The following is a 13,838-nucleotide window of genomic DNA, read 5'->3' as shown; positions in this document are numbered from 1 at the left end:
GCGCCAAGCCGAAAAGGGCAGGCGATGGGCCTGCCCTTTTTCTCAACTCAGCTACCGGTCTTTATCTGCGTCCAGACCCGGTTCAGCACGCGTTGCTCGCGCGGACCATAGGACGAGATGGCGAAGAGCTTGGAAAGCACTTCGGCAGGAGGATAGACGGAAGGATTGTCCAGCACTTCCTTGTCGATGAATTGCTGCGAGGCCAAGTTGCCGTTCGCATACTGCACGTAGTTCGTCGACTTGGCGATGACTTCCGGCTTCATCATGTAGTTGATGAAGGCATGCGCCTCCTCGACATTCTTCGCATCCGCCGGGATCGCGAGGTTGTCGAACCACATATAGGTGCCTTCCTTGGGGATCACGTAGTTGACCTGCACGCCGTTATTGGCTTCCTCGGCGCGGTCCTTCGCCTGCAGCACGTCGCCGGACCAGCCGATGGTGATGCAGAGATCGCCATTGGCAAGCTCATCGATATAGGCGGACGAGTTGAACGACCGTACGAAGGGACGAATCTTCGAATAGACCTCGCCGCCTGCCTCGAGATCGGCGGTCTCCTTGCTGTCCGGGTCCTTGCCGATATAATTCATGGCGATGGCGAAGGTCTCGTCGGAGGCATCCAGGATATTGATGCCGCAGGCCTTCAGCTTTTCGGCATTTTCCGGCTTGAAGAGAATATCCCAGCTATCGACTGGCACGTCGCCGAGCGCGGCCTTCACCTTCTCGACATTGTAGCCGATGCCGGTCGTGCCCCACATGTAGTTCACGGCATATTCGTTGCCGGGATCGTACTTGGCCAGACGCTCGGAAATTTCCGGCCAGAGATTGGAAAGGTTCGGCAGCTTCGATTTGTCGAGCTTCTGGAAGACGCCCGCCTGGATCTGGCGTGCCAGGAACGGAGCGGTCGGTGCAACGACATCATAGCCCGAACCGCCGGCGAGCAGCTTGGTCTCGACGATCTCGTTGTTATCGAACACGTCATAGACGACCTTGATACCGGTTTCCTTGGTGAAATCCGCCAGGACCGATTCATCGATATAGTCGGACCAGTTGTAGACATGAACCACCCGTTCCTGCGCCATGGCAGCGGTGGCGGCGATCGCCGACGCGGCAACGGCGGCGGCAAGACGGAGCAAATGGGTTTTCATGATCTCTCCTGTTCCAGTTTTTCCCGCGCAGGCGGGGTGCCGCGCATGAATTCCCGCATGTTTTTCAACCAGAGTAAGAAGGAAATTTCCTCCCCACAAGAGGGGAAATGTGCGCTGCCACAAGGGACTACTGGAAATCGAACGCGCTGAGCCCCGTCACCATCTCGTCGAGCCCGAGCGGGCGGGTGAGCGGCGGTTCGGCACGGGAAAGACAGCCCCGCCGTTCGCAGAGGCGGCAGGCCGTGCCGGCGAGCACTTTCGCCGATGCCGCCACCACATCACCATAGACCGTGTCGCCGGCATGGGAGAGGTCGCAGCCGATAAGGAGCGCCGTGCGCCGCACCCGCTCCCCGAAGCCGGCCTGCGGACCTTCCAGCGTGCGGGAAAGCGTCAGGAAGGCATTGCCGTCCGCCATCTCCACCGCATCGACCAGCACCTGTCCCGGCTGGGCGAAGGCCGTATGGATGCCGAGCTTCGGACAGAGACCGCCGAAGCGCGCCTGCGGAAAGCCCTGCGCGCCGGCGCGGCGTATCGCATTGCCGGCATGATCGAGCTCCAGCAGGAAGAAGGGGATGCCGGCGGAGCTGGCGCGACAGAGCGTGGCAAGGCGCGTCGCCGCCTGCTCGAACGAAACGTCGAAGCGTCCGCGAAGGATGTCGATATCGTAGCGGGCGCGCTGCGCGGCGGCGAGAAACTGCGCATAGGGCATCATCAGCGCATGGGCCGCATAGCGGGCAAGCTCGAAACGGGCGATGCGCCGGGCCTCCCCGGTGGAAAGGGAGAGCGCATCCAGTTCCGCCATGATCTCCGGCCCGAGCGCCAGAAGCCCCGCCTCCATGGCAAGCTCGCGCGTGCGGTCGAAGGGCGAAAGGCGCTCCGAAAGGAAAAGCCGCATGGAGTGGCGGTCATAGCGGCGGCGGAGATCCGGCATGACGTGATCCGGCAGCGTACGGACAACAATGCCATGCTCTGCCTTCAGCCAGGCCTTGAGAGCACCCGGCAGCTCATCGCCGCCGGCAAGCCTTTCAGCAAATGCCTCCGCGGCGTCCTCTATCCGGGCGAAGAAATTCGGCCGGCGCTCCAACGTCTCACGCACTTCGTCGATCGGCAGCCGTGCACCGGCGATCGACGTCTCATGGCCTTCGCGCGCCAGAAGATCGGAAAGATCGGAAAGCCGCRCGGCCTGTTCCCGATAGGCGCGATAGAGCTTCATCATGCCAAGCGCGGCATTGGGGGCGGCTTCGGCTACCTCGATGATTTCCTGGTCGCCGGGGATTTCGCCGACCAGCAGCGGATCGGAAAAGACTTCGCGCAATTGGCTCGCCAGACCGCCGCCCTCACCCTGCAAGGCATCGAGATCGACCTTGTAGACGGTGGCAAGCTTCAGGAGGAGTTGGACGGTAAGCGGCCGCTGATTGCGCTCTATCAGATTAAGATAGGACGGCGAAATGCCAAGAGCCTCGGCCATGGACGTTTGTGTCAGTCCGAGGCCGATCCGGATGCGCCTCACGCGAGGGCCTCCGAAAATCTTTCGCTCCGCCACCTGTTACACCTTTTTTACAACTTCGAAGACCCAACCAAATTTTACTAGATTTACATCTTCACAGATCGATTGGTAAAACACAAGACAAGCTAACCTCTTTCATGGCGCTGTTTTCGCAACTTTTCTGGCGATAACATCTTCTTTTCTGTAAATTCAGTCATACGAACTCGCCGAGATGGCGATGACGGATTCTCAATGGGAGAGAGGATAATGACAGAATTTTACAAACTGGTTCCGAATGCAGTTGGGGGCCGCTTCGACGGCATCGAGCGCCCCTATGGCGCCGAGGACGTCAAGCGCCTGCGCGGCTCGATCGAAATCCGCTACTCGCTGGCGGAGATGGGGGCGAACCGGCTGTGGAAGCTCCTGCACGAGGAGGATTTCGTCAACGCGCTCGGCGCGCTTTCCGGCAACCAGGCCATGCAGATGGTCCGCGCAGGACTGAAGGCGATCTATCTCTCCGGCTGGCAGGTTGCGGCCGACGCCAACACCGCTTCGGCCATGTATCCGGACCAGTCGCTCTATCCTGCCAACGCAGCCCCGGAGCTTGCCAAGCGCATCAACCGCACACTGCAGCGGGCCGACCAGATAGAAACCGCCGAAGGCAAAGGGCTTTCGGTCGAGACGTGGTTCGCGCCGATCGTGGCTGATGCGGAAGCCGGCTTCGGCGGACCGCTCAACGCCTTCGAGATCATGAAAGCCTTCATCGAAGCGGGTGCCGCGGGGGTTCACTTCGAGGACCAGCTCGCCTCGGAAAAGAAGTGCGGGCATCTCGGCGGCAAGGTTCTGATCCCGACCGCCGCGCATATCCGCAATCTCACCGCCGCGCGGCTTGCCGCCGATGTCATGGGCGTGCCGACGCTGGTCATCGCCCGCACCGACGCGGAGGCGGYCAAGCTGCTCACCTCGGACATCGATGAGCGCGACCGGCCCTTCGTGGATTATGACGCCGGCCGCACGGTCGAGGGTTTCTATCATGTGCGGAACGGGCTCGAACCCTGCATAGCGCGGGCGATCGCCTACGCACCCTATTGCGACCTGATCTGGTGTGAGACCTCCAAGCCGGATCTGGAGCAGGCGAGGAGGTTCGCGGAGGGCGTCCACAAGGCGCATCCGGGCAAGCTCCTCGCCTATAACTGCTCGCCTTCGTTCAACTGGAAGAAGAACCTGGACGACGCGACGATCGCCAGGTTCCAGCGGGAGCTGGGCGCGATGGGCTACAAGTTCCAGTTCATCACGCTCGCGGGCTTCCACCAGCTGAACCACGGCATGTTCGAACTGGCCCGCGGCTACAGGGATCGGCAGATGGCCGCGTATTCGGAGCTCCAAGAGGCGGAATTTGCCGCCGAGGCGAACGGCTATACGGCGACCAAGCACCAGCGCGAGGTGGGCACCGGCTATTTCGACGCCGTCTCCATGGCAATCACCGGAGGACTTTCCTCCACCACCGCCATGAAGGAATCCACCGAGCACGACCAGTTCCGCCCGGCAGCGGAGTAACGAGCTACCCCTCCCCAACCCCTCCCCACAAGGGGGAGGGGCTACCAACGGCGACCTTTCTACCCTTACTCACCCCATGAGTTTGAGGTGGAATACGAGGCGCGCGGCATAGTCCCCCTCCCCCTTGTGGGGAGGGGCTGGGGAGGGGTCATTTTTCAAGAACCCCGAGAGAGGAGAAATGCCATGAACGTCCAGACCCGCGTCAAGGAACGCGCAGAAGAACAATCCACCAGCATGACCGCCGACCAGCAGGCGGCGATCCGATCGCTCGCCAACGACCTGCACCGGCTCAATCATTCCGTCATAAAGGCGGTCGAGGCAGGCGTTTCCGTCGAACTCGTCCGGTCCGCGCGCCATCACGGCGGCGACGGCCATTGGGGTGATCTCATGATCCCCGTCGTGATCGCGAGCAACAGATAATGCTGCTTACGATACTCGCCCTCGCGGCAATGCTGCTCAGCCTTGCGGGCCCGCACCAACAGGCGGGCTACGCTCCTATCATCGCATCAAACGCTGAACGGAAGGCGCCCTGAACCGGCGCCTTCTGCATGCGGGAAACTCAAGATCAGGGTCGGCGTCCGGCGAACAGTTCCGCATGGCCCCGAACGAGGCTTACCATGCGATCCACGACCGTGCGGATTTCGCGCCGGTGGCGATCGTCATTGTTCATGACGATCCATTGGCTGTGCCGCAGCTCGGTGATCTCCTCCCCCACCCGGGCAAGCCGGATATCCTGATCGCCGACGAAGCAGGGCAGCACGGCGGTGCCCGCGCCGGCCAAGGCCAGATCGCGCAGCGAGCGAGGGCGGTTGACCGTCACCACGATCTGCCCGGCACGGGCTTCGTGCGGAAAGCGCAGATAGGCGGAGATGGCATCCTCTTCCGATACGGCGAGCCACTTTTCCGCCGTCGAGGGGTGGGCGGTACGGGCGCGATAGGCGGCATAAGCCACCTCCCCTAGCTTCGTTGCCGCAAGGTTCGGCTCCGCCGGCTCGAAAGCGCGGATACCGATATCGCTTTCACGATGGGCGAGCGCCGCACGCCGCTCCGCAATGAAGAAATCCAGCCGGAAGTCATCGCTTTCCGTGCGGATCGCCGAAAAATTGCGGTTGAACATCCAGGCAAGCCAAGTGCCGCAGGCAACCCGGACGAGGGCAGAACCGGAGCCCTGCCGCTTCCATGCCTCGATGCGCCGGGCGGCACCTTCCATTTCCAGTATCTGGTCGAGGAGAAGCGACCCTTCGCCGCTCAGCCTGTAGCCCGTGCGGCTGCGGACGAAGAGCGGACGGCCGACCTCCYCCTCCAGTTCCAGCATGCGCCGGCCGATGGTGGCGGGACTGAGCCCCGTCACCCCGGCCGCACCGGAAAGCCCGCCATGGCGCGCGACCTCCAGGAAAAGTTCGTAAGCATCCCAGCCGATGTTTTTCATGGGTGAAAAACATAGCCCGATGCCGGCCGTTCAAGAAGCAGATTTTTGCGTTTAGTAGAGGAGATGGCTTTTATACGAAGGAGTCATCGAATGTACGAGACAGTCGCAGCTATCGTCATGAAGCGGCAAATGAATTTGCCCGAACATAACCTTCACGCGGAGGAGTGTTTTTATCGCGACTTCGCCCAACCCGTGCCGCGCTGGATCAGCCGGCTCGCAAAATGGCTCAGCCGCGATCGAGCAATGAAAAAGGGCGGCCCGCAGACYGCCCTTTGTGAGGATATCCTCATGCCGCCCGAGGACGCCGTTCCCGCTGAACCGCATCGTCATCGCCAATGCGGAACTGCTCGACAAGCTGCCTGAGCACATCGGCTTCTTCGGCGAGACGCCGGTTTGCAGCGCTGGTTTCGCCGACCATGGCGCCATTCTGCTGCGTCATCTGATCCATGCGATTGACGGAGGTGTTGATCTCCTGCAGCGCCGCGGATTGATCCTGGCTTGCCGTGGCGATCATTTCCACATGCTGGCTCACCCCTGCGATCTGCCGRCTGATCGCCGCCAGAACCTCGCCCGCCTGCTGCACCAGGCCGGCACCAGCGCCGACTTCCTGGGTGGATTGGTTGATGAGCGCCTTGATCTCGTGGGCGGCGCCCGCTGAGCGCTGCGCCAATTCCCGCACTTCCTGCGCCACCACCGCGAAGCCCTTGCCGGCCTCGCCTGCGCGCGCCGCCTCGATGCCCGCATTCAGCGCCAGGAGATTGGTCTGGAAAGCGATGTCATCGATCACCTCGATGATGAGCTCGATCTTCTTCGACGCCTCTTCGATGCGGCCCATGGCTTCGACCGCATTCCTCACCACGGTTCCGGAACTGTCGGCGCTCTTGCGCGTCACCGTCACCGCCTCATTGGCTTCCTTCGCCCGCTCGGCGGTGGAGCGTACCGTCACGGTGATCTCGTCGACGGCGGCGGCGGTTTCCTCCAGCGAGGCGGCCTGGGCTTCGGTGCGCTTGGAGAGTTCCGCCGAGGAATGGCTGAGGCCCGCGCTGCTTTGCTGGATCGTGAACGTGCTTGCGCGGATGTGAGAGAGCGTATCGCGCAGGCGAATGATCGAGCCGTTGAAATCGAGGCGGAGCTGTTCGAGCCGGCCGGAGAAGCCGGTATCGATCACGGAGGAAAGATCGCCTTGGGCGAGCCGGGCGAGCGCCTTGCCAAGTTCGGTTACGGCCAGATCGATCTGGGCATCGACGCGCTGCTTCTCCATGTCGTTGCGCTGCCGCTCAGCCTCCGCCCCGGCGCGTTCCTCGGCACCACGAGCCTCTATGACCTGTTTCTCGCGGGCATTGTCGCGGAATACTTCCAGCGCGCGGGCGATGTTGCCGAATTCCGTTCGGCTATCGAGATAAGGGACCTCCGCATGATGATCGCCTTCGGCGATCTTGCGGACCGTGCCAGTGAGGATCCCGAGCGGGCGGATCAAGGCGCGTAGGGCAAGGAAGCTCAAAAGGCTGACAACGGCGAGCGCCACGAGCGAGGTGGCGAGCACGACATGGAAAAGAGATGTCATCTGCGCGAAATAGACCTCCATCGGAATGCCGATGAAGAGCAGCCCGGTGACGGCATTGGAAGCATCCGTGATCGGGAAATAGCCGGTCATGAAGTCCCGGCCGAAAAGGACGGCAGGGCCGAAATATGCCTCGCCTCGGGCAAGGAAGGCCTGCGCCGGATGATTGGCGGCAAGCTTGGTGCCGATCGCACGCTCGCCCTTCTCGGTCTTCACGTTTGTGGAGATGCGGACATATTCGCTGCCCTGCTTCTCGAAAACGGTCGCAACGCCGCCGATCGACTGGGCCGTGCGGTCCACGAGATCATGATCGGACACCGAGCCTTGGCCCTGAATCGCGCGAACGAGTTCGCCCTCGCGGATTTCGACCCGCGCACCTTCCACGTCGGTCTCGTAGAGAAGGCCCATGGCGCGGGCGGCTTCCTTGGCGTCGCGCAGCGCCGTGTTCATGATATCGGCGCGCAGATAGGCATAGGTGAGCCCGCCCACGGCGGAGACCGCGGCAAAGATCAAGAAGAGACAGAGAAAGACGATACGGGTAGCAATCGAAGACGGAAGAATTCCGCGCATGGGGCCCAGCTTTCCAAAGTAGATTGGCGTGGGGCCTTTTTATTAGAACTACGTAAAAATTTACTGAATTGGACTGTCGGCAGGTTTAGCGCTGCGGCCTATCGCGTTATCGCCGCGGCTGCTCCGCCTTTGGAGCAGGTTACACTTGCAAACCGTTCCGGATTGTCAGAACAGAACCGGCAGAGCAAGCAATGCCGCTACCGCGCCGATGGTGATTGCAAGAAGGCGCAGACGGGCGAACCGTTCGGCGTCGCGGGTTGCTGCGATGGCAATGGCACGAGCGCGTTTTTTCTGCATGGAAATAGCCTCGAAACACTTGTTGTTATCTTCTGCCGCAGAGCAGCAGACCGGCATTCACCCAAACAAATATGAGCAGGACTTTGCTGGGATTAAGGCAGGATCGCGCCGCCACATTAAAAAGTGCTGAATCGCATCGTTACAATGCTTCCCCGCATACATGGCCGGAAGCCCAGGCCCATTGGAAATTATAACCGCCGAGCCAGCCGGTCACGTCCACGCATTCGCCGATGAAATAGAGGCCGGGCACGGCCCTGGCCTCCATCGTTCGTGAATCCAGCCCGGATGTGTCGATGCCGCCGGAGGTGACCTCCGCGGTGCGGTATCCCTCGGATCCCGCGGGGCGGATTGTCCAGCTCTGGATGGAAGAGGCCAGCGCATGGATCGCCTTGTCCGAAAGATCGGCGAGATGGCTCGCGATGCCGCGCGTCTCGACGAAGAACTGGGCAAGCCGCTTCGGCAATGTCTCGGCAAGCACCGTCTGCGGCGCCTGCCTGCCGTTCTGCCCGCGCGCGGCCTTGAGCATGGCCGCCATATCCATATCCGGCTCGATCACGAGGGTGATTTCGTCTCCCTCCCTCCAGTACGAGGATATCTGCAGGATGGAAGGGCCGCTCAAGCCGCGATGCGTGAAGAGAAGCGCCTCGCGGAAGGCGGTCTTGCCATGGCGAACCTCCGCCGGCACCGCAATGCCCGAAAGGGGAGCCAGTTTTTCCAAGAGCCCCGGATCGAGGGTCAGCGGCACGAGGGCGGGCCGCGTTTCCGTCACCTTCAGCCCGAACTGCTCGGCGATGCGATAGGCAAGGCCGGTCGCCCCCATCTTGGGGATAGACTTGCCGCCGGTGGCGACGACCAGAGCCTTCGTTTCAACCGGGCCGGAGGAAGTCGCCAGCCGAAACCCGTCGAGCGTCTTTTCGACCGAGGTGATCTCGGCCTGCAATTCGAGTTCGGCCTTAACCTTGCGCATTTCCGCAAGCAGCATGCGGATGATGTCCTTGGCGCTACTGTCGCAGAAGAGCTGGCCGAGCGTCTTTTCGTGCCATGCGATGCCGTGTGCCTCGACCAGGTCGAGGAAATCGCGGGGCGTGTAGCGGGCGAGCGCCGATTTGGCGAAATGCGGATTGCCGGAAAGATAGTTCTTCGCCGTCGCATGGATGTTGGTGAAATTGCAGCGGCCGCCGCCGGAAATGCGGATCTTCTCGCCGGGGGCCTTCGCGTGGTCAAGAACCAGTACCGACCGGCCGCGGCCGCCCGCCCGGATCGCGCACATCATGCCGGCCGCGCCGGCACCCAGAACCACAACGTCGAATTTCCGCGCCACGCGCCCATCCTTTCAATTTCCGCCAGCGGTGTTTGCGATCCTTGTTCCAAAGTCAATGCCGCCCCCCTCGCCAATCGCCAATGAGTGGCTATGATGGGATTCCCGATCAACCCCACTCCGGTGTGCCATGCCGCGAAAGAAACCCACTCCGACGTCCACCAAAGGCAGCGTCCTCAAAGCTGCCACAACCAAGCCCACCCTCACTTCCCTGCGCGGCGTCTCCGACTGGCGCGAAGCGGCGGCATGGCTGAGGGCTCGCGGCATAGAGGACGTCGAGTGCATCACGCCGGACCTGGCGGGCGTGCCGCGCGGCAAGATGATGCCGTCTTCGAAGTTCACGTCGAATACCTCGCTGGCGCTGCCTTCGGCGCTCTATCGCCATACGATATCGGGCGAATATCCGGAGGAAACCGCAAACTTCCGCTATGAGCCGCGCGACAGCGATCTCAAGCTGATGCCGGATCTTTCGACGCTTTCGGTGGTGCCCTGGGAGACCGATCCGACGGCCCAGGTGATCTGCGACATCGTGGATACGACCGGCCAGACCGTCGCCTATACGCCGCGCAATGTCCTGAAGAACATCGTCAACCTCTACAAGCAGCGCGGCTGGAAACCCGTCGTGGCGCCGGAAATCGAGTTCTATCTCGTCGCCAAGAACGACGATCCGGATTACCCGCTGCGTCCGCCGAAAGGCCGCTCCGGCCGCTCCATCCTCGGCGGCCAAGGCTATTCGATCGCCGGCATCAACGAGTTCGACGAACTGATCGACGACATCTACCACTTCTCCGAAAAGCAGGGGCTGGAGATCGATACGCTGATCCACGAGGAAGGGCCTGCCCAGCTCGAGATCAACCTGCGCCACGGCGATCCCGTCGAGCTTGCCGACCAGGTCTTCCTGTTCAAGCGCACCATTCGCGAGGCGGCGCTGAAGCACGGCATCTATRCCACCTTCATGGCCAAGCCGATGCAGGGACAGGCTGGCTCGGCAATGCATATCCACCAATCGGTGGTCGATATCGCGACCGGCAGGAACGTCTTCTCCAATCCCGATGGGTCGCCATCCAAGGAATTCTTCCACTTCATCGGCGGCATGCAGACCTATGTGCCGAAGGCGCTGGTGATGATGGCGCCCTATGTGAACTCCTATCGCCGCCTGACGCCGGACATGGCCGCACCCGTCAACAATGCCTGGGGTTACGACAACCGCACCACCGCCTTCCGCGTGCCGGTTTCGGACGCCGCGGCGCGCCGGGTCGAGAACAGGTTGCCGAGTTCGGACGCCAATCCCTATCTGGCGCTTGCAGCCTCGCTCGGCTGCGGGCTGCTCGGCATCATGCGCGCCATCGAGCCCGATCCGCCGACGGAGGATTCGGCCAACGAGGGCTCGATCGACCTGCCGCGCGGCCTGCTGGAGGCGGTATCGCTGATGGAATCGGAACCCGCGCTGACGGATGTGTTCAACCCCGAGTTCATCGGGCTCTATGYCGGTGTCAAGCGCGGCGAGTTCGAGACCTTCATGCAGGTGATCAGTCCTTGGGAGCGGGAATTCCTGCTTCTGAATGTCTGAGTAACATGAGTAACGCATCGTGAATTCATGGCAGAGCCCCATAGCGCCCGGCATTTCCTGGTATCAGGCCACGATTGGTGAACGCCCCGCCTATCCCGCGCTCGACGGTTCCGGCACCGTCGATGTGGCGATTGTCGGCGGCGGCTTCACCGGCCTGCAGGCGGCCTATAATCTCGCCAAGAGCGGAGTTTCGGTGGCCTTGATCGAGGCCTGCCGGCTCGGCGACGGCGCTTCGGGCCGCAATGGCGGTCAGATGGGCACCGGTCAGCGCGCCTGGCCGGAGGAACTGGAGCAGAAGATCGGCTACGAACGTTCCAAGGCTCTGTTCGACATGGCCGAGGACGCCAAACGTCATCTCCTCGACTTCGCGACGGCCCACGGCATCGATATCGACTATATGCCGGGGCAGATGAACGTCGCTCACAAGCCCGGCTACGAGAAGGAATATCAGGCGAACGCCGAGATCGCCGCGGAGCGTTACGGCTATCCGCATCTTTCCTTCATGGACGCACGCGAGACGGCCGAACGCGTCGGCAGCAAAAGCTATTATTGCGGCGTGCGTGACACCGGCACCGGCCATATCCATCCGCTGAAGCTCCTGGTCGGCCTCGCCCGCGTGGCGAATGAAGCCGGCGCGCAGCTCCACGAGATGACGCAGGCGACCGCGATCAGGCGCGCTTCGGGCAAGGTCATGATCGATACGCCGAACGGCACGCTCACGGCGGACCGGGCGCTGATCGCGACCAATGCCTATATCGGCAATCTGGAGCCGGTGACGGCCGCGCATGTGATGCCGATCGGCTCTTTCATCGCAGCGACGGCGCCGCTCGACGATTTTCCGGACGTGCTTCCCGGTGGAGAGGCCGTTGCCGATTCGCGCTTCGTGGTGCGCTATTTCCGCAAGTCGCGCGACAACCGCCTCCTCTTCGGCGGCCGCGAGGTCTACTCGTCACGCAATCCGCAGGACACCGCCGACGCCATCCGCCGCCAGATCGTCGAAACCTATCCGGCACTGAAAGACGTCGAAGTCACCCATGCCTGGGGCGGCAATGTGGGCATTACCATGCCGCGCCAGCCTTTCGTGCGGGAGGTCATGCCGGGCGTCACCTCGATCGGCGGCTATTCCGGGCATGGCGTGATCCTGTCAAACTATTGTGGCAAACTTTATGCTGATATGGTCGGCGGCAAGGCGACGGACCTCGATCTCCTCGAGGCGCTTGACGTTCCCGCCTTCCCCGGCGGGCGGCACCTGCGCACTCCGTTGCTTTTCCTCGCCTTGACGTGGTTTGCCCTGCGCGACAGGCTGTGACAAGGCGCGCGCCAACAAGTTATCCGTCAGACCCTAAATCGGGCTGGCCTTTTTAAATCGATTAGATTAAACAAGCCTCCAACCATACGAAGACGAAAGACCAGCGTATGAGCAGCCAGATCATTCCCGTTGAACCCTTTGATTGTGTCGTGTTCGGCGGCACGGGCGACCTTGCCGAGCGCAAGCTCCTGCCCGCTCTCTATCACCGCCAGATCGAAGGCCAGTTCAGCGAGCCGACCCGCATCATCGGCGCCTCGCGCAGCACGCTTTCCGACGACGAATACCGAAAGTTCGCGGAAGATGCGCTGAAGGAGCACCTGAAGAAGGGCGAATACGACGAGGCGGAAGTCAAGAAGTTCTGCCAGCGGATTTTCTACGTGCCCGTGGACGCCAAGACCGACCAGGGCTGGGACCAGTTGAAGAAGCTGCTCGAGGAGGGCAAGGATCGTATCCGCGCCTTCTATCTGGCCGTCGCTCCCGGCATTTTCGGTCCGATCTCGGAAAAGATCCGCGATCACAAGTTGATCACCAAGTCCACGCGGATCGTCGTGGAGAAGCCCATCGGCCGCGATCTCGCTTCGGCGCTGGCGCTCAACGACACGATCGGCAACGTCTTCCGTGAAGAGCAGATCTTCCGCATCGACCACTACCTCGGCAAGGAGACGGTGCAGAACCTGATGGCGCTGCGTTTCGCCAATGCGCTCTACGAGCCGCTGTGGAACGCAAATCATATCGATCACGTGCAGATCACGGTCGCCGAAGCCGTCGGCCTGGAAGGCCGCGCGGGTTACTATGACACCGCCGGGGCGCTGCGCGACATGGTGCAGAACCATATCCTTCAGCTTCTCTGCCTCGTCGCCATGGAAGTGCCGGCATCGATGGATTCCGAATCCGTCCGCGACGAGAAGCTGAAGGTGCTGCACGCGTTGAAGCCCATCACCGAAGCCAATGTCGAGCAGGTTACGGTTCGCGGCCAGTATCGCGCCGGCGCATCGGCCGGAGGCCCCGTCAAGGGCTATCTCGAAGAGCTTGAGGGCGGCGTCTCCAATACCGAGACCTTCGTCGCCATCAAGGCCGAGATCGGAAACTGGCGCTGGGCGGGCGTGCCCTTCTACATCCGCACCGGCAAGCGGCTTGCCACCCGCGTCTCCGAGATCGTCATCACCTTCAAGCCGATCCCGCACAATATATTCGATACGGCCGCCGGCCGCATCGCCGCCAACCAGCTCATCATCCGCCTCCAGCCGGATGAAGGCGTGAAGCAGTCCCTGATGATCAAGGACCCAGGCCCCGGCGGCATGCGTCTGCGCGAAGTTTCGCTCGACATGAGCTTTGCCGAGTCCTTCTCGGTTCGCAACCCGGATGCCTATGAGCGGCTGCTGATGGATACGATCCGCTCCAACCAGACGCTTTTCATGCGCCGCGACGAAGTGGAAGCCGCATGGCGCTGGGTGGACCCGATCCTCAAGGGCTGGGAAGTGACCGGTCAGCTGGCGCAGGGCTATACCGCCGGCACCTGGGGTCCGAGCCAGGCCATTGCGCTCATCGAGCGCGACGGCCGCACTTGGCATGAAGGCTAATGGGCATGAAGGGCGA

The 13,838-nt window shown here is 62.1% G+C and carries 11 protein-coding genes; 5 read left to right on the top strand and 6 right to left on the bottom strand.

All coding sequences use genetic code 11. The annotated features are described in order from the left end of the window. Nucleotides 1-47: 47 nt before the first annotated feature. Nucleotides 48-1,145: a polyamine ABC transporter substrate-binding protein gene (locus tag LCM4573_RS24715; protein WP_071009264.1), complete on the bottom strand. Its 1,098-nt coding sequence runs from the start codon at nucleotides 1,143-1,145 to the stop codon at nucleotides 48-50. Between the two features lie 127 nt (nucleotides 1,146-1,272). Further along, nucleotides 1,273-2,688 carry a short-chain fatty acyl-CoA regulator family protein gene (locus tag LCM4573_RS24710; RefSeq protein ID WP_071009263.1) on the bottom strand — a complete coding sequence of 472 codons (1,416 nt, stop codon included), beginning with the start codon at nucleotides 2,686-2,688 and terminating at the stop codon, nucleotides 1,273-1,275. Nucleotides 2,689-2,898: 210 nt separating this feature from the next. Between LCM4573_RS24710 and aceA the strand changes: the two genes are divergently transcribed. Both aceA and LCM4573_RS24700 read left to right on the top strand, forming a co-directional pair. Then, entirely contained in the window at nucleotides 2,899-4,188 is a 1,290-nt protein-coding gene (aceA, locus tag LCM4573_RS24705) for an isocitrate lyase (protein ID WP_071009262.1), read from the top strand. Between the two features lie 183 nt (nucleotides 4,189-4,371). Beyond that, on the top strand, nucleotides 4,372-4,608 hold the full coding sequence (locus LCM4573_RS24700; protein ID WP_046794273.1) for a hypothetical protein: 237 nt from the start codon (nucleotides 4,372-4,374) through the stop codon (nucleotides 4,606-4,608). Between the two features lie 145 nt (nucleotides 4,609-4,753). On the opposite strand, the gene LCM4573_RS24695 is transcribed toward LCM4573_RS24700, so the two are convergent. The 4 genes from LCM4573_RS24695 to LCM4573_RS24680 all read right to left on the bottom strand — a co-directional run bounded on the left by LCM4573_RS24695 (nucleotide 4,754) and on the right by LCM4573_RS24680 (nucleotide 9,366). Continuing rightward, entirely contained in the window at nucleotides 4,754-5,617 is an 864-nt protein-coding gene (locus LCM4573_RS24695; RefSeq protein WP_071009261.1) for a LysR family transcriptional regulator, read from the bottom strand. 286 nt (nucleotides 5,618-5,903) lie between these two features. Continuing rightward, complete coding sequence (locus LCM4573_RS24685; protein WP_071009259.1) at nucleotides 5,904-7,748, bottom strand: methyl-accepting chemotaxis protein; 1,845 nt, start codon at nucleotides 7,746-7,748, stop codon at nucleotides 5,904-5,906. A 165-nt stretch (nucleotides 7,749-7,913) separates the two neighbouring features. Further along, nucleotides 7,914-8,045 carry a hypothetical protein gene (locus LCM4573_RS28830; protein WP_274534865.1) on the bottom strand — a complete coding sequence of 44 codons (132 nt, stop codon included), beginning with the start codon at nucleotides 8,043-8,045 and terminating at the stop codon, nucleotides 7,914-7,916. Between the two features lie 139 nt (nucleotides 8,046-8,184). Further along, on the bottom strand, nucleotides 8,185-9,366 hold the full coding sequence (locus LCM4573_RS24680; protein ID WP_071009258.1) for an NAD(P)/FAD-dependent oxidoreductase: 1,182 nt from the start codon (nucleotides 9,364-9,366) through the stop codon (nucleotides 8,185-8,187). A gap of 127 nt (nucleotides 9,367-9,493) precedes the next feature. Here LCM4573_RS24680 and LCM4573_RS24675 point away from each other — a divergent pair, with 127 nt between their 5' ends. From LCM4573_RS24675 to zwf, 3 genes are all read left to right on the top strand, one after another. Beyond that, entirely contained in the window at nucleotides 9,494-10,933 is a 1,440-nt protein-coding gene (locus LCM4573_RS24675) for a glutamine synthetase family protein (RefSeq protein ID WP_071009257.1), read from the top strand. Between the two features lie 19 nt (nucleotides 10,934-10,952). Next, entirely contained in the window at nucleotides 10,953-12,242 is a 1,290-nt protein-coding gene (locus LCM4573_RS24670; RefSeq protein ID WP_083347622.1) for an FAD-binding oxidoreductase, read from the top strand. A 107-nt stretch (nucleotides 12,243-12,349) separates the two neighbouring features. Beyond that, a complete protein-coding gene (zwf, locus tag LCM4573_RS24665) occupies nucleotides 12,350-13,822 on the top strand; it encodes a glucose-6-phosphate dehydrogenase (RefSeq protein ID WP_071009255.1) in 1,473 nt (490 codons plus the stop codon). Nucleotides 13,823-13,838 lie beyond the last annotated feature (16 nt).

The organism is Rhizobium sp. LCM 4573, from assembly GCF_001854865.1.
In the GTDB taxonomy this organism is placed as follows: Bacteria; Pseudomonadota; Alphaproteobacteria; order Rhizobiales; family Rhizobiaceae; genus Neorhizobium.
Note: the sequence above shows the minus strand (reverse complement) of the source record. Positions and strands in the feature narration are given on the sequence as shown.